We start from the raw sequence: 15,901 nt of genomic DNA, 5'->3' as shown, positions 1-15,901 counted from the left end.
CCGACGCTACGCCTGGGGGGAGCCTCAGCGGCCTGGCGGCCGCAGCACCTTCATCGCCAGCCGCATGACCGGGTCGGGGACGCGGTCCTGCATCGACAGCGCGGCGTCGGCGGCGCGGGATCGCAGCGGGGTGCCGCGACCGAAGATCCGGTTCAGCGGGCCGCCGGTCGGCTCGATCACCACGTGCAGCGGCGGGGTGCCCACCGCGGCGCCCAGCGCGTTGGAGATGACCATTCGCTGAATCTCGCTGGTGCCCTCAAAGATGGTGTACAGCTTGGCATCCCGATACCATTTCTCCACCGGGTGGTCGGTGATGTAGCCCCAGCCGCCCATCGTCTGGATGGCCCGTTCGGTCGCCTTCACCGCGACCTCGCTGGCGGCGAATTTCGACATCGAGCCCTCGCCCCGCTCGAACGGGACGTTGTTGGCCGCCATCCAGGAGGCGCGCCAGGTCAAGAGCCGCGCGGCGTCGATCTCGGTGGCCAGCTCGGCCAGCGGGAACGCGATGCCCTGGTTGTCGATGATCGGGCCCCCGAAGGCCTCTCGTTCCGTGGCGTACCACGTCGCGTACTCCAATGCGGCGCGGGCGATCCCGATCGCCTGCGCGGCGACCATCGGGCGGGTCTGCTCGAAGGTGCCCAACGTGGCCGAGCCGGATCGCCTTCCACCGGCCACCACCTCGCGGGCCTTGGCGAGCTTGTGCTCGAGCTTCTCTTCGCCGCCAAGCAGATTGGCTCCCGGAACGCGCACCCCCTCGAACAGCAATTCGGCGGTGTGAGACGCTCGGCAACCCAGTTTGTCGAGTTTTCGGACCAGTTTCAGCCCCGGCGTGCCGCCGGGCACGACGAACAGAGCTTGACCGCGGTGCCCGAGCTCCTCGTCGACGACCGCGTTGACCACGTGCACATTGGCGATGCCGCCGATGCCGATCCACATCTTGTGGCCATCGATGATCCAGTCGTCACCGTCGCGACGCGCGCGAGTGCGCAGATTCCGGACGTCGCTGCCGCCCTCGGGCTCGGAGATCGCCAGGGCGGCGAGCTTGATATCGCCTGGGGTTCCGAAACATTCGGGCGCCCACTCGAGCATTTGCTCGGGCGAGGCTGCCTGGCCGATCGCCGACAGCGCCAGCGCGGGCATGACGATCGCCAATCCGATTCCCGCGCAGCCCCAGAAGAGCTCCTCCATGAACATGGGTAGCGAAATTCCGGTCGGGTCGCCAATCAGGTCGCGGTAGAACAGCGGACTGTAGAAGCCGCGCTGGGCGGCCTCCTCCAGCACCGGCCAGGGAAATTCCTGGCGCTGGTCGTAATGGAGCGCCACGGGGCGGATCACTTCTTCGGCGAACTCGTGCGTGCGCCGGGCCAGGTCGTGTTGTGCCGCCGTGGGTGTCAGGTCGAACGTCATAGATCCGCCTCGGGGTGGACAGACTCGGTCGTGCCAAGCCGGTCTACCCCGTCGGCGGGGTCAGCAAACTGTCATGCGGCGGAGCGGGGCCCGACTTGTGCGGTCGGCAGGTGCAAAACCACCGCGGCGACGGGGACCGCGTCGTGCTCGTGCCGCGCCAACAGCGCCGCGTTCTCGGGCAGCTGCCGTGAATTGATCTCGCCGGCGGCGATCCGGCGCAGCACGTCATGGGCGCGGGCGAGTTGTTCGCGCTTGCGGTACTGACCGCCGGGGAGTTTGACGCCGGCCCAGACGCCGTACTCCTCGCGGTGCGCGATGGCGTGCTGGGCGCACCGGCGCTGCTGTGCCAGGGGGCAGCGGCGCAGGCACTGGATCCGGGCTTCGGTCGCGGACCGCTCGTAGGCGCGCGCTTTCGCCGCGCCGTCACCACCGTCGTCGTCGGGATAGCCGAACCACAGTTCCGGGTTGGCTACGCAGGGGTGTCCCATGTCGGTCTCCTTCTCCAGCGGTGAAACGTAGGCAAAAGCGTATAACGTATAGGAGCGCCGGCGCAAGAGAAACGTGACAAAAACGTATATAAGCTGGATAGGGGCGCGCCGTGTGTACTATCCGGCCTATGGCCGGAGCGTGCGGTGAGCCGTGAATCGGCCGGCGCGGCCATCCGCGCGTTGCGCGAGTCACGCGACTGGTCGCTGGCGGAGCTGGCCGCGGCGACGGGCGTCAGCATCATGGGGCTGAGCTTCCTGGAGCGCGGCGCGCGCAAGCCGCACAAAAGCACAGTTCAGAAGGTCGAGAACGGGCTCGGCCTACCGCCGGGCACCTACTCTCGGCTGCTGGTGGCGGCCGACCCGGACGCCGAACTGGCCCGGCTGATGGCCGCGCAGCCCGTCGACACGACGCCCGCAAGGACCGCCGGCGCGGTGGTGGTCGACCGGCACAGCGACACGGAAGTCCTGGAAGGCTACGCCGAAGCCCAGCTCGATGCGCTCAAATCCGTCATCGATCGGCTGCCGGCGACGACATCAAACGAATATGAGACGTATATTCTGTCTGTGATCGCTCAGTGCGTGAAGGCGGAGATGCTCGCAGCCAGCTCCTGGCGGGTGGCCGTCAACGCCGGCGCCGACTCGACGGGCCGTCTCATGGAGCATTTGCAGGCGCTCGAGGCCACGCGCACGGCCCTGCTGGAGCGGATGCCGACCAGCCTGAGCGCGCGTTTCGATCGCGCGTGCGTGCGGTCGTCGTTGCCGGAGACGATCATCGCGGCCCTCGTCGGTGTCGGCACCGACGACATGTGGGACATCCGCAACAGGGGCGTGATTCCGCCGGGGGCGCTCCCCCGCGTCCGCGCGTTCGCCGAGGCGGTCGAGTCGTCCGGCCGGGCCAGCCCGGATCGCGACCCCGGCGAGGAGGCGCGGTGACCGACAGCGAAATCGAGGTGCTGACCCGCGCCCATCGACTCTTTGCCGGCAGCACGAGCCCACCGCCGCTGGACGCGGGCACCGCGACTCACCGCGGACTGCCGCAACTGGCGGGCGGCCTGAATGGCGGTGTGGCACAAAGTGTTTACCGGCTGGCGGCGGACCGAAGTGAGCAGCGCCTGCGGTCGGCGGCGGGCACGGACGCCGAAGCCGCCCGGGTCATCGCCCGCGCGCACCAGGATCGCGTCGAGGCCCGCGACCGCACCAAATCCGTCCTCGACGAGGCCCGCGCCGACACCGCCGCGCCGCCGATTCCCCCGACACCGATGGCCCAGCGCGAGGCGATGCGCCGCCGCGTCGCGCGGCTCCGAGCGCAGCGGGCGCACGTCCTGTCCGCACGCCTGAAGGCGCGGCGGCACTCCACGGCGCTGCGGGCGCTGCGTTACCGCCTGGCGCACCATCGCTTTCCGGGCCTGCCGTCGCTGAACGGGCCCGCCGCGGTCGCGGTGCGCGCGGCGTTGTCGCGACTGGGACGCCCCTACGTGTGGGGTGCGGCCGGACCCGAGCAGTTCGACTGTTCGGGGTTGGTCCAGTGGTCCTACGCGCAGGCGGGCATTCACCTAGGCCGCACCACGTACCAACAGATCAACGATGGGATCCCGGTGCCCCGTTCGCTGGTCCGACCGGGCGACCTGGTCTTCCCCCACGCCGGACACGTGCAGATGGCGATCGGCAACAACCTCGTCGTCGAAGCGCCCTACTCGGGCGCGACAGTGCGAATCAGTCGGTTGGGCAGCAACATTGCGATTCGGCGGCCGCTATGACAAACCAATCCCTCCCGGAACAAGCCGGACCCTCGCTGGGCGCCATAAAGGAGCGGCAGTCCGCGCTGGCCGGGAGGCACAGCACCGCCTCCGACGCCGACCGCGCGCTGGCCGAGGTGCTCGCCAGCGCCCACGCCGCGACGCGTGAAAGCCTCAGGCGACTCGACGCGATCGCCGAGGAGATCGACCGGGCCGCCCTTCAGCGTGGGGACCTTGCGGCCGACACCCCGATGGGGGCGCGCGAACTGCACAGGTTTCTGGTGGACAAGCAACGCGAGATCGCGCGGGTCGTGTCCGATGCCCGCGAGCTCGGCCGCGCGAAAAAGGCTGTTCTGGAAGGGCTGCGCGCCCAGTACCCCGGCCCGGCGGGCTAGACGCGACCCCGTCGGCCCACCGGTCCACAGGAGCTCCCGGGGTGAATTGTCGGCAGGAACGTGCCTGGGTACCGTCGCCCGGCATGGAGGGGCCGCGACATCGATGTCGACGTATGACGAGCTGATCAACGCGATCACATCCGTCCGGGACCGCACCGGTGATCCGAACGGGTGGCAGGTGGGTTTGGCGCCGGACGAGGTGGCTGCGGTCATGACCCCGACCACCCGGCCGGAAACACTCGATGCGATCGTCCGCAAGATCCGCCAACATCACGCGAGCCTGTTCGGCGCCGCGGCGCCGGGCGGTCCGCCCGCCGGTCCGGCACCGGGCGCGCCCGAGCCCGACCGCGGGCAGGGCCAGGCCGCCGAGGCCATGACGGATGCCGAAGCCGCTCTGGCACATCAGAATTCGGCCAGCTCTCAGCTCGACATGCAGGTGATCAACGCCATCCTGAACGCCCACCTGAACGCCGTCGAGGGCAGAGAAGCGCTGACCAAGTTGCAGCGCGAAACCGAAGTCGCGGTCCTGACGCGATCGGACCTCGACACCCCGGCCGGGGCGCGCGATTTCCAGCGGTTCCTGATCGGCAAGCTCAAGGACATTCGCGCGGTTGTCCTGAACGCCAGCCTGGACGACACCTCGAAATCGGCGCTGATGGCCGCCTGGACGTCGCTGTACGACGCTTCCCGGCACGGCCCCGACGAGCGTCCGGCCGCGGCGGCCGTTCCCGTTGCGGTGCCCGCCGACGGCACCACCGGCGAACCCGTCGACGATCCCGACGTGGACCCGCTGCTGGATTCGATGCCCGCCGCCGATCCCGGGCCGCCCACCGGTGATCTTCCCGGACCGTCGCCGGTGGGGAGCGCCACCGGCCCTGCGGCGCCGGCTATGCCCGCGGCTCCGCCTACGGTGCCGGCCATCCCCGGCTTCGGCGGGGCGCCGATACCGGGCGGTACGGGCGGCCTCCAGCTACCCGGCCTGCACGACCTCGGCGCGGAGCGGCCGTTCGGATCCCATGACCCCGACCCCGCCGACAACGCCGGTCCCGACGAACCGGACGACTCTGACGAGGACAAGCGCCACGCGGAGGAGGTCGCGACGGATCAATCCGAATCCCCGGCGGTGGGCCCGACGGCAGTCACCCTGCCCGACGGCGACACGGTGACCGCCGCCAGCCCACAGCTGGCCGCGGCGATCCAAGCCGCCGTCGGTGGCGCCTCGATACCAGATGCGTTCCATCAGCAGGGAATTACGATCCCCCCACCGGGAACGCCGGTCCCCCATCCCATCGACCCGCTGCAAGCGACGCCCGGCGACATCGGCATCCTCACCGATCGGCATGCGCTTGCCCTCGGCCATGAAAAGGCCCTTCTCGATGGCCAGATTCAGCGCATCGCCACCGTGAGCGGGCCGAACTTTCTAGGCTGGGAGCATCCACCGGCGGTGAGCGCGCCCGCGAGCCCGCCGGTCGAGCCGCACACACCGACACCCACAGGGCCGGCGGCCACGTCGACCACCTGACAATGATTTGATGATCCCGCCCTCCCCCGGCGGTGCACCGAGTAGGAGACAGAGCAGATGGCAGAACCAATCCGTGTGGTGCCCGCGCACTTACGCGAAGCCGCTGCGCATCACCAGGAGACCTCCGACTACCTGCGCACCATTCCGTCTTCGCACGCGGCGATCCAGGAAAGCCTGGACTCGCTGGGGCCCATCTTCGGCGAACTGCGCGATGCCGGACGCGAACTGCTCGAGCTGCGACGCCAGTGCTACGAACAGCAGGCCGACGACCACGCCGACATGGCGGAGAAACTCAGCGCGTCGGCGGCGATGTGGGAAGAGCACGAGCACGACGCGGCACGAAACTTCGGCGGCATCGCTGACGGGGGTCACTGACGGACGCCAATCCCGCCTTCGACACCGTCCACCCGAGCGGGCACATCCTCGTCCGCTCCTGCCGCGGCGGGTACATGCACAGCGTCGCGCTGAGCGAAGAGGCGATGGAAACCGACGCCGAAACCTTGGCGCAGGGAATCCTGTTGACCGCCGACGTATCCTGCCTCAAAGCGCTGCTGGAAGTCCGCAACGAGATCGTGGCGGCCGGCCATACCCCGTCGATGGAGGTGCCCAGCCCGCACGACCTCGACGCGGCGATCGAAAAGCTGCTGGCGCATAAGTTGCGGCGCCGCCCCTAAACCAGCCAGGTCTTGGCGCTGTCGGGGTCGGGGGCGATGTTAGTCGGCGGCTCGACGGGATTGGGGCCGAACAACTCTCGCGCGCGGGCCAGCAGGGCGCGCACCTCGTCGAGTTGCTGCTGCAGCGCAGAATCAGCCATGTCCCCACGCTACCCAGGCCGTGGCAGCAGCACAATTCACCGACCGAATAGACGACCCGGCGGATCCCGGTAGGCTTAGCCAGTGGCGATCTTCGGTCGAATAACGGCGCGCCAGCGCCTCCGGAGAGCTACCCGGGAATCGCTGACGATTCCAGCCTTCAGCTCTCCCGTCGACTGCACCCCCTGGGTGACGGGCGGGCTTTGGCCTGCCGAATTGTCCACCACCACCGCCGAAACCGCCACTCTCGCAGAGTATTTGCGGGACGACCTGCAGCGCATCACCCGAAGCGCCAACGACGAGCTCCGCAAGATCCGGCTGGCGGACATGCCCGAATTCGTCCGACGGGCAGAGGAAGCCAGGGTCGTCGAGGATGCCCGGGCGCGTGCGGTGCGGCGGGTCGACTCGGCGATTCGCCATGTGCACGCCGTGAAGCCCGGCCCGCCCTTTGACGGCGCCGATCTCGAGGCGACGCAGATCATCCCGCGGGTCACCGACGCTGCGCCCGCGCCTGACGAAGACGTCGTGGGCGAGCTCGACCCTCCGGTGCTCGGTGACGCGGCCGCCGACGAGGAGGAGCCCGACGCTTCGGAGGGTCGGCACCGGGCCTCCGACGAGGCGAGCAACGCCCCGCGACCCGAGCCGACGGAGGAAATCCCCGTCCCCGCGAGGGCAAGCGAATCCGACGACGAGCGGTTGCAGCGCCTCCTCGCGTTCGTGGTCCATCAAGAGCCGCGCCTGAATTGGGCGATCGGCGATCGCCCCGACGGCAGCACCGTGTTGGTTACCGACTTCGCCCATGGCTGGATACCGCCGGGCATCGCGCTTCCCGAGGGCGTGCGGTTAGTGGAACCGGAGCGACGCACCGGCAAGGTTTCGGCCCTGATCGGCGAGACCCGGCGGCTCCGCACCTACGCCCCCGGTGATTCGCTGGGTTGGCTGGATGACTTCGCCGAGACGCGGGCCTCGGCGCAGCCCCGGGAGCTGCCCGCGGTGGACGACCTCGGCTGGGAGTTGAGCCAGGCCACGCACTGGCGGGACGGGTTGCCGCGGATGGTGCATACGCTGGCCCGGGCCGCGGCCGCCGGAACCGGTGTCGCGGAAGAAGAGATCGATTTGCTCCGGGTGCATCTCGATACGGCGCGCTATCAGCTCTTGATCCAATATCCGAACATCGACCCCGCGCTCTTCCTGAACTGCCTGCTGCTGGCTGCCACCGAAGGCGCCGTGACCGGAGACTTGGTGTCGGCGAACTACCACCTTGCGTGGTTTCACAAGCTCAACGAGCCGGCGGGTGTGCTGTAGGCGGCTCATCGGCCGGGGCCGGGTGGCCCCGCGAAGGCTTGGGCGATCTCCAGCCATCGCTGCGCGTCGGGACCCTGCGCCGTGATGTCCAAAGCGCCGAGCGGCCGCCGCTGCGTCACCAGAAAGCAGAAGTCCTCGGCGGAGCCCGTGACCCGCTGGGCGGCGTCCGGCGGGCCCCAGGACCAGGTGTCGCCGCCGGGTCCGCGCAGTGCGATGCGGAACGGGTCGGGCGGCGGAGTCAGGTTGTTGATGACGAACGCGTAATCGCGGGTGCGCACCCCGATGTGCGCGATCGACCGGAGGCGCTCGGTGGCCCGCCGTTTGACGCCGACGGCGTCGGCGACGTCGAGGCCGTGCGCCCACGTCTCCATCAGCCGGGCCGTCGCCATCGACGGCGCGCTCATGGGCGGCCCGAACCAGGGCAGCTTGCGGCCGTCGGGCACCGCCAGCAGGGCCTCGTGCAGCCGCGCGCGGGTGGCCCGCCAATCGGCGAGCAGTTCGGCCGGCGCCACGACCGCCAGTTCCTCGGCGCCCGCGTCGACGAAGCCGCTCGGGTCGGCCTGAGCCGCCGCCAACAGCTCGGCGAATCGGGCCTCGTCGGTGACGGCGGTGAGCGCGACCCGGTCGGTCCACAGCAGGTGCCCGATCTGGTGGGCGATCGTCCAGCCCGGCGCCGGCGTCGGATCCGCCCAGCGGTCGGCCCGCAGTGGCGCCACCAGCGCGTCGAGGTCGTCGCTTTCGGCACGCAGGTCGGCCACCATCGGCTCGGCAGCGGTCACGCTATGTACCTTAGCGATTGGCGGCCGGCTGCCCGCGGCGCCCGAGGACGCTGTGCATCGCGAGCCCGATCAGGTACAGCACGGACCCGAAGAGCACAAACAGCGGCGCGCGCCCGTCGTCAGGAATCAAGGTGGCGGACACCGCGATCGCGACGATGAACGCCACCCAGAACAGCGCATCCTGCACCGCGAACACGTGTCCGCGCAGCGCGTCGTCGACATCCATCTGCATCGCGGAGTCGGCGCACAGCTTGACCACCTGACCGGCCACGCCGAGGCAAAAGCCGCACACCACCATCACCGGGAGACGGAGCAGGGCGCCGGGGATCTGGATGAGCGCGGCGGCGACCAGCGCGCCATTGGCCGTGGCGTAGCGGCCCCAGCGGCGAATCGCCGACGGCGTCAACACGTTGGCCAAGAAGGCGCCGAGACCGGAAGCGGCGAAGAACACCAACGCGATGCCCAGGCCCCCGGTCGTCGGACCGGGCAGGTGATGCACCAGCAGCAGCATCACCAGCGAGTTGATCCCGACCACCATCCGATGGGAAGCCAGGCCCGACAAGGTGGCGGCGACGGTCGGGCTCTGCACCACCGTGCGGGCGCCGTGCAGCCAGCCGGTGATCACCGCGTACACGGCCGATCCGTGGATCGCCCGCTTGGTGTCGTCCGGGCCCAGCACGCGGGAGCCGAACCGCAATGACAAGAGCAACGCGATCGACACGGGAATGGCGGTGATGAAGATGATCACCGAGGCGCCGTCGTCACCGGCACCGGCGAAGAACCGCGGCACCAGCATGAAGTTGGCGCCCAGGAAGGCCGCGACGGCACCGGATGCGGTGGCAACGGAGTTCATCGTCACCACCTGCTCGCGCGGGACGACGTGGGGCAGGGATGCCGACAGCCCGGACGCGACGAACCGGGCCAGGCCGTTGGCGAACAGCGCCGCGATCAGAAGCGGCATGTCGCCGGCGCGCACGGCCAGAATGGTGCCGATGACCGCGATGAGGATCAGGCGCGCCGTGGTCGCGCCCACCAACACCAGCCGGCGATCCCAGCGGTCCATCAGCGCGCCCGCGAAGGGTCCCAGCAACGAGTAGGGCAAGAACAGCACCGTGAACGCGCGTGCAATGGCCATCGGGTCGGCGGCGCGATCCGGGTTGAACAGCAGCGCTCCGGCCAGCCCCGCCTGAAACAGCCCATCGCCGAACTGACTCGCCATGCGGACCTGCAGCAGCCGCCAGAAGTCCGGCAAGCCGCGCACCGAGCGCCATAGTTCGGCGGATGCGCGCGAGTGCGTCCGGAGTGCAATCACAGAACCGACTTCCACGAGGGGGCTGCCACGACCGCGGTGGTCGAGCCGCTGCACCAACAGTACAAATATTTGGCAGCCACGCTTGATTAACCCAGGCCGCCAAGCGAAGGTGCGATGATGGTGTGATGCCGCCCGAAGACCCCGAGGACTACGTCGCACCCGCCGCGCAGCGGGTTCGCGCGGGCACTCTGCTGCTTGCCAATACCGATCTCCTCGAACCCACGTTCCGGCGCAGCGTGATCTACATCGTCGAGCACAATGACGGCGGCACACTGGGCGTCGTGCTCAACCGGTCCAGCGAGACCGCGGTCTACAACGTGTTGCCGCAGTGGGCCAAACTGTCGGCCAAGCCCAAGACCATGTTCATCGGTGGGCCGGTCAAGCGCGACGCGGCCCTTTGCCTGGCGGCGCTGCGCACCGGCGCCGATCCGCAGGGAGTGCCGGGCCTGCGGCATGTGGACGGCCGGATAGTGATGGTCGATCTGGACGCCGAGCCCGACCTGATCGCCCCGCTGGTGGAGGGGGTGCGCATCTTCGCCGGGTACTCCGGCTGGACTATCGGCCAGCTCGAGGGCGAGATCGAGCGCGACGACTGGATCGTATTGTCCGCGTTGCCATCCGACGTTCTGATCGGGCCGAGAGCCGACCTGTGGGGGCAGGTGCTGCGTCGCCAGCCGCTGCCGCTTTCCTTGCTCGCGACCCACCCGATCGACGTGAGCCGAAACTAGGGCCCCTCCCCCGCTCGCGGGATGCCAACCGTACGCGCCGACTCGTCGGCACGCCGCGCGAGCCCGCTGGCGATCACCGCGCAGACCACCAACTGGATCTGATGAAAGATCATCAGCGGCAACATGGTCAAACCGACTGTGGCCGCCGGAAATAGCACCAGCGCCATCGGAAGTCCTGACGCCAGGCTCTTTTTCGAACCACAGAACAGCAAGACGATCGCATCGCCACGGTCGAGCCGGGCCAGCCGGCCGATGAGCGTGGTCGCGGCCAGCACCGCCGCGAGCAAGACCGTGGCGACGATGGCCACCGCGATCAAGCGCCACACGTCGACGCTGACCCAGATTCCCTTGACCACTCCCATCGCGAACGCGGTGTACACCACCAGCAGGATGGAGCCGCGATCGACCACCTTCAGCAGTGCCGCGTGCCGGGCGATCGTCCCACCGAGCCACGGCCGCGCCAGCTGACCCGCCGCGAACGGCAGCAACAGCTGCAGCATGATGTCGCGAATGGCGGTGCCGTCCACGCGCGGCGCACCGCTGGTCGTCATCAACAGCACGACGAGCAGCGGGGTGAGCACTACACCGAGGATGTTCGACAGCGACGCGCTGACGATGGCGGCCGACACGTGGCCCCGCGCGATCGAGGTGAAAGCGATGGACGACTGCACGGTCGACGGCACCAGGCACAGAAACAACAGGCCGTTGTAGAGATCGACGGTCAGAACCGACGGCACCAGCGCCCGGGCGGCCAAGCCCAGCAGTGGAAATATCGCGAATGTCGTGGCCAGCACGAGCAGATGCAGCCGCCATTGACGCACACCGTGCCAGGCCTGCTGGGGCGACAGCCGGGTGCCGTACAGGAAGAACAGCAGCGCGATCGCCGCTTTCGCGGCGACGGACACCACGTCCGCGGCCCGGCCGTGGGCGGGGACAAGCGCGGCGAGGGCCACGGTCGCGGCCAGCGCCAGCAGAAACGAGTCGATCGGGATCGCGGGCGGCAGCCGCTTCACCATGACGGCTCGTGCGGTGGCCAGTTACGGGCGGGTCGGCACCATCGGATCAGTGGCAGGACTGCGTGCAGACGGCGCAGCTGCCCGCGCAAGCGGTCGCCGCCGCTTCCCGGCTCAGTGCGAAGCGCGCGCTTTGCCACGACCCGGTGGCCAGCGTCCCGAACGCGCCGGCGACACAGACGATCAGCACGACCAGAGCGGTGTGGGGGGAGGCGGCCAGGGCGACCGTCCCGCCGGCGGCCAGCATCACCGCGGCCGCCAGCTGGGTGGGCGCCATGGCCCGCAGCGCGAGCTGGGCGGTGGCCCCGTCAGCCGTCTGATTGTGGGCGAGCGACCAGGTCCCGAACCCGGCGGAGGCCACCGCCGCACACATGCACACCAACCCCGCGATCAACATGGCCTCACAATACGAGTCCGGCCACGCGTCCGCGCGGCGGGCTCGAGGGGGCCTGTTATTGCTGCAGGAACGAGAAGTTCGGCAGCGGCGGCAGCCCGGGCACCATCGTCAGGAGGTTGGGCGTCGGCCTCCCGGCGGCCGCCGGGTAGGGCGCGGCCGGCTGGGCGGGAAGCCCGACCGGCGCCGCCGCCGCCGTCTGCGCGGGAACGCCGACCGGCGCAACCGCCGCCGGCTGCGGGGGAAGCGCGACCGGCGCCGCCGCTTGCGCCGGAAGCCCGACCGGGGACGCGCCGGGCCCCTGGGCGGGGGCGGGCGAGGCGGTGCCGGGCGCGGTCACGCGGAAGCCGTTGACGATGGCGTCGGTGGCCGGCGCATCCGCGACCGCCACCGCGCGATCGGTGGTCACCGCCAGCGACACCAGGTACTTGTCGCGCCCGGATGTCGCGATGACGTGGCGCCGCGACGTGTTGAGCAGCATGTCGCCGTCGCGGTAGGTGCCCTCGATCACCGACGACGGGAAGCCGCCGAAGTCGGCCATCGAGGCGTTAGTGGTCTGCCACGCGAGCAGTTGCTGGCTGTCGACGAAGCCGTGGCTGATGGCCTCTTTCGGGTCGAAGTTCCCGACCAGCTTGTACACCACCACCTGCGCGTTCGACGAGTAGATGCTGGCCCCGCGCCGGTCGGCGATCACCGCGAACGCGTCGGGCACATTCGGGTCGGGCACCTGGGTCCAGCGAGGGGGAACCGGCAGCGTGATGTCGAGCGCCTTGAATCCCTGCGGCTTCTGCGCCTCGAGCTTGACGCCCTTCGACTGCAGGTAGTCGCGCAGCGTGCCCGTTACGGCGGGGGTCTGCGCGGGGACCGCCGGCGGCCAGACCCCCTGCGAGTACCCGCAACGTACGGGTGATCTGAATCATCTGCGTGATCCTTCCCAACGGCTCGGCCACGTGGTTAGAGGCCGACTGTAACCAGAGGTCAAAGGCGCTGAACAGGGCCGAAACCGACCTGGGATGAAGCTCTGATCGGTGCGCAATGCAACCGAGACCAACCTGTGGCCGGCGGGGCCGCCGAGGCGGTCCTTATACCCTGTTCAGGTGACCGAATCCCCGACCACCGTTTCCGGCGCCGCCGCGTCGGAGTCCGATGCGCCGCCGCACCGCTACACCGCGGCGCTGGCGGCCCGGATTGAAAGCGCGTGGCAGGAGAACTGGGCAAAGCGCGGGACGTTCAACGTGGCCAACCCGGTCGGGGACCTGGCTCCGGCCGACGGGACGCCCCTGCCCGCCGACAAGCTGTTTGTGCAGGACATGTTTCCCTACCCGTCGGGCGACGGATTGCACGTCGGCCACCCGTTGGGATACATCGCCACCGACGTCTACGCCCGCTACTTCCGGATGACCGGCCATAATGTCCTGCACGCGTTGGGCTTTGACTCTTTCGGGCTGCCGGCCGAGCAGTATGCGGTGCAAACCGGCACGCATCCGCGCATCAGGACCGAGGCCAATATCGTCAACTTCAGGCGCCAGCTGGGTCGGCTGGGCCTCGGTCACGACAGCCGGCGCAGCTTCTCCACCACCGACGTCGAGTACTACAAGTGGACCCAGTGGATCTTCCTGCAGATCTACAACGCCTGGTTCGACGCCGCCGCCAACAAGGCACGCCCAATCGCCGAGTTGATCGCCGAGTTCGATTCCGGCGCGCGTCGTCTCGACGACGGACGGGACTGGGCCGGGCTGTCGGCGCGGGAGCGGGCCGACGTGATCGACGGCCACCGGCTGGTCTACCGGGCCGACTCGATGGTGAATTGGTGCCCCGGACTGGGCACCGTGCTGGCCAACGAAGAGGTGACCGCCGACGGCCGCAGCGACCGAGGCAACTTCCCGGTGTTTCGCAAACGGCTGCGGCAATGGATGATGCGCATCACCGCCTACGCCGACAGGCTGCTGGACGACCTGGAGCTGCTGGATTGGCCCGAGCAGGTAAAGACCATGCAGCGCAACTGGATTGGTCGCTCGACGGGCGCGCAGGCGCTGTTCTCGACGGCTATCTCCAATGGCGAACGACGTGGCTCAAAGGTCGATATCGAGGTGTTCACCACTCGGCCCGACACGCTCTTCGGTGCGACGTACCTGGTGCTGGCCCCCGAGCACGACCTGGTCGACGAACTCGTCGGCACCGCCTGGCCAGACGGCACCGACCCGCGCTGGACGTACGGTGCCGCCACGCCGGCCGAGGCCGTGGCCGCCTACCGCCGTGCGATCGGCGCGAAGTCCGACCTGGAACGCCAGGAAAGCCGGGAGAAGACGGGCGTCTTCCTCGGCGGCTACGCCACCAACCCGGCCAACGGAAAGCCGGTGCCCATCTTCATCGCCGATTACGTGCTGGCCGGCTACGGCACCGGGGCGATCATGGCGGTCCCCGGCCATGACCAGCGTGACTGGGACTTCGCCCGGGAGTTGGGCCTGCCAATCGTGGAAGTCATTGCCGGCGGCGATGTTACGCAGGGCGCCCACGTGGGCGACGGTGTGCTGGTCAACTCCGGCTACCTCGACGGGATGGACGTGGCGGCCGCCAAGCAAGCGATCACCCGCCGGCTCGAGTCCGACGGACGCGGCCGCGCGCGCATCGAATTCAAGCTGCGGGACTGGCTTTTCGCGCGGCAGAGGTATTGGGGTGAGCCGTTTCCGATCGTCTACGACGGTGATGGGCGCCCACACGCGCTCGACGAGGCCGCGCTGCCGGTCGAACTGCCCGATGTCCGCGACTACTCACCGGTGCTGTTCGACCCGGACGACGCCGACAGCGAACCCTCGCCGCCGTTGGCCAAGGCGACCGAGTGGGTCCACGTGGAGCTGGATCTGGGCGACGGTCTGAAGCCCTACACCCGCGACACCAACGTGATGCCGCAGTGGGCCGCGAGCTCGTGGTACGAACTGCGCTACACCGACCCGCACAATTCAGAGCGGTTCTGCGCCAAGGAAAACGAGGCTTACTGGATGGGTCCGCGGCCGGCCCAGTACGGCCCGCAAGACCCCGGCGGGGTCGACCTGTATGTCGGAGGCGCCGAACACGCGGTGCTGCACCTGCTGTATGCGCGCTTTTGGCACAAGGTGCTCTACGACCTGGGCCACGTCAGTTCGCGCGAGCCGTTTCGCCGGCTCATCAACCAGGGCTACATCCAGGCGTTCGCCTACACCGACCCGCGCGGGTCATACGTGCCGGCGGACGAGGTGATCGAACGCGACGGCAGGTACTTCTACCCGGGTCCCGACGGGGAGATCGCGGTGTCCCAGGAGTTCGGGAAAATCGGTAAGAGCCTGAAGAATTCGATCTCGCCCGACGAGATCTGCGACGAGTACGGCGCGGACACGCTGCGGGTGTACGAGATGTCGATGGGTCCCCTGGAGGCGTCTCGGCCGTGGGCGACCAAGGACGTCGTCGGCGCGCACCGCTTCCTGCAGCGGGTGTGGCGGCTGGTGATCGACGAGCAGACCGGCGAAACGCGGGTGGCCGACGACGCAAGCCGGCAGCCGCTGGACACCGGCACACTCCGCGCGCTGCACCGCACCATCGCCGGGGTCTCCGAAGACTATGCGGCACTGCGCAATAACACTGCCGTGGCCAAGCTGATCGAGTACACGAACCACCTCACCAAAGAGCACCGGGACGCGGCGCCGCGCGCAGCGGTCGAGCCGCTGGTGCTCATGCTGGCACCGCTGGCCCCGCACATGGCCGAGGAGCTGTGGGCACGGCTGGGCCACAGCACCCCGCTGGCGCACGGGCCATTCCCGGAGGCGGACCCCGCTTATCTCGTCGAAGACACCGTGGAATATCCGGTGCAGGTGAACGGGAAGGTGCGCGGGCGGGTGGTGGTGGCCGCCAACGCGGATGAGGACGCGCTGAAAGCCGCGGCCCTGGGCGACGACAAGGTGCAGGCGTTCCTGGCCGGCGCCACTCCGCGCAAGGTGATCGTGGTCCCCGGCCGGCTGGTCAACCTGGTCGTCTAG

Annotated in this window: 16 protein-coding genes and 1 pseudogene; 9 read left to right on the top strand and 8 right to left on the bottom strand. The window is 69.3% G+C overall.

Going from position 1 to position 15,901, the window contains the following annotated elements; genetic code table 11:
* Positions 1-24: 24 nt before the first annotated feature.
* The gene (locus tag MTAB308_RS16430; RefSeq protein WP_077100508.1) at positions 25-1,407 is read right to left on the bottom strand and encodes an acyl-CoA dehydrogenase family protein; all 1,383 of its coding nucleotides are present in this window, start codon (positions 1,405-1,407) and stop codon (positions 25-27) included.
* Between the two features lie 71 nt (positions 1,408-1,478).
* Positions 1,479-1,895 carry a WhiB family transcriptional regulator gene (locus tag MTAB308_RS16425; protein WP_077100507.1) on the bottom strand — a complete coding sequence of 139 codons (417 nt, stop codon included), beginning with the start codon at positions 1,893-1,895 and terminating at the stop codon, positions 1,479-1,481.
* A gap of 144 nt (positions 1,896-2,039) precedes the next feature.
* Between MTAB308_RS16425 and MTAB308_RS16420 the strand changes: the two genes are divergently transcribed.
* From MTAB308_RS16420 to MTAB308_RS16395, 6 genes are all read left to right on the top strand, one after another.
* The gene (locus tag MTAB308_RS16420; protein ID WP_077100506.1) at positions 2,040-2,828 is read left to right on the top strand and encodes a helix-turn-helix domain-containing protein; all 789 of its coding nucleotides are present in this window, start codon (positions 2,040-2,042) and stop codon (positions 2,826-2,828) included.
* Entirely contained in the window at positions 2,825-3,652 is an 828-nt protein-coding gene (locus MTAB308_RS16415; protein ID WP_077100505.1) for a C40 family peptidase, read from the top strand. Before MTAB308_RS16420 ends, MTAB308_RS16415 begins: the two co-directional genes overlap by 4 nt.
* A complete protein-coding gene (locus MTAB308_RS16410) occupies positions 3,649-4,026 on the top strand; it encodes a DUF4226 domain-containing protein (protein WP_077100504.1) in 378 nt (125 codons plus the stop codon). Before MTAB308_RS16415 ends, MTAB308_RS16410 begins: the two co-directional genes overlap by 4 nt.
* 103 nt (positions 4,027-4,129) lie before the next feature.
* Entirely contained in the window at positions 4,130-5,548 is a 1,419-nt protein-coding gene (locus MTAB308_RS16405; RefSeq protein ID WP_077100503.1) for a DUF4226 domain-containing protein, read from the top strand.
* Positions 5,549-5,605: 57 nt separating this feature from the next.
* A complete protein-coding gene (locus tag MTAB308_RS16400) occupies positions 5,606-5,923 on the top strand; it encodes an ESX-1 secretion-associated protein (protein ID WP_077100502.1) in 318 nt (105 codons plus the stop codon).
* Positions 5,920-6,222, top strand: a complete 303-nt coding sequence (locus tag MTAB308_RS16395; RefSeq protein ID WP_077100501.1) for a DUF2694 family protein — start codon at positions 5,920-5,922, stop codon at positions 6,220-6,222. The genes MTAB308_RS16400 and MTAB308_RS16395 overlap by 4 nt, the downstream gene beginning before the upstream one ends.
* On the opposite strand, the gene MTAB308_RS29330 is transcribed toward MTAB308_RS16395, so the two are convergent.
* On the bottom strand, positions 6,219-6,362 hold the full coding sequence (locus tag MTAB308_RS29330) for a hypothetical protein (protein WP_173842194.1): 144 nt from the start codon (positions 6,360-6,362) through the stop codon (positions 6,219-6,221). The genes MTAB308_RS16395 and MTAB308_RS29330 overlap by 4 nt on opposite strands.
* Before the next feature lie 82 nt (positions 6,363-6,444).
* On the opposite strand from MTAB308_RS29330, the gene MTAB308_RS16390 reads away from it, so the two are divergent.
* The gene (locus MTAB308_RS16390) at positions 6,445-7,665 is read left to right on the top strand and encodes a DUF5631 domain-containing protein (RefSeq protein ID WP_077100500.1); all 1,221 of its coding nucleotides are present in this window, start codon (positions 6,445-6,447) and stop codon (positions 7,663-7,665) included.
* A 5-nt stretch (positions 7,666-7,670) separates the two neighbouring features.
* Here MTAB308_RS16390 and MTAB308_RS16385 read toward each other — a convergent pair whose 3' ends face one another.
* Together MTAB308_RS16385 and MTAB308_RS16380 are read right to left on the bottom strand one after the other, a co-directional pair.
* On the bottom strand, positions 7,671-8,426 hold the full coding sequence (locus MTAB308_RS16385) for a TIGR03084 family metal-binding protein (RefSeq protein WP_108637335.1): 756 nt from the start codon (positions 8,424-8,426) through the stop codon (positions 7,671-7,673).
* A gap of 28 nt (positions 8,427-8,454) precedes the next feature.
* Positions 8,455-9,771 carry an MFS transporter gene (locus tag MTAB308_RS16380; protein WP_245831431.1) on the bottom strand — a complete coding sequence of 439 codons (1,317 nt, stop codon included), beginning with the start codon at positions 9,769-9,771 and terminating at the stop codon, positions 8,455-8,457.
* Between the two features lie 110 nt (positions 9,772-9,881).
* Here MTAB308_RS16380 and MTAB308_RS16375 point away from each other — a divergent pair, with 110 nt between their 5' ends.
* Positions 9,882-10,484: a YqgE/AlgH family protein gene (locus MTAB308_RS16375; protein WP_108637334.1), complete on the top strand. Its 603-nt coding sequence runs from the start codon at positions 9,882-9,884 to the stop codon at positions 10,482-10,484.
* Here the strand turns inward: MTAB308_RS16375 and MTAB308_RS16370 are convergent.
* The 3 genes and pseudogenes from MTAB308_RS16370 to MTAB308_RS16360 all read right to left on the bottom strand — a co-directional run.
* Positions 10,481-11,500, bottom strand: coding sequence for a bile acid:sodium symporter family protein (locus tag MTAB308_RS16370; RefSeq protein ID WP_077100497.1), 1,020 nt, complete (start codon positions 11,498-11,500; stop codon positions 10,481-10,483). The genes MTAB308_RS16375 and MTAB308_RS16370 overlap by 4 nt on opposite strands.
* Positions 11,501-11,546: 46 nt before the next feature.
* A complete protein-coding gene (locus MTAB308_RS16365) occupies positions 11,547-11,894 on the bottom strand; it encodes a hypothetical protein (RefSeq protein ID WP_077100496.1) in 348 nt (115 codons plus the stop codon).
* Positions 11,895-11,949: 55 nt separating this feature from the next.
* Positions 11,950-12,765 (bottom strand): annotated as a pseudogene (locus MTAB308_RS16360) (LpqN/LpqT family lipoprotein); the annotation flags it as partial.
* A 223-nt stretch (positions 12,766-12,988) separates the two neighbouring features.
* Between MTAB308_RS16360 and leuS the strand changes: the two are divergent.
* Positions 12,989-15,901, top strand: coding sequence for a leucine--tRNA ligase (leuS, locus tag MTAB308_RS16355; protein ID WP_077100495.1), 2,913 nt, complete (start codon positions 12,989-12,991; stop codon positions 15,899-15,901).

The sequence above is a fragment of the Mycobacterium terramassiliense genome (assembly GCF_900157385.1).
In the GTDB taxonomy this organism is placed as follows: domain Bacteria; phylum Actinomycetota; class Actinomycetes; order Mycobacteriales; family Mycobacteriaceae; genus Mycobacterium; species Mycobacterium terramassiliense.
Note: the sequence above shows the minus strand (reverse complement) of the source record. Positions and strands in the feature narration are given on the sequence as shown.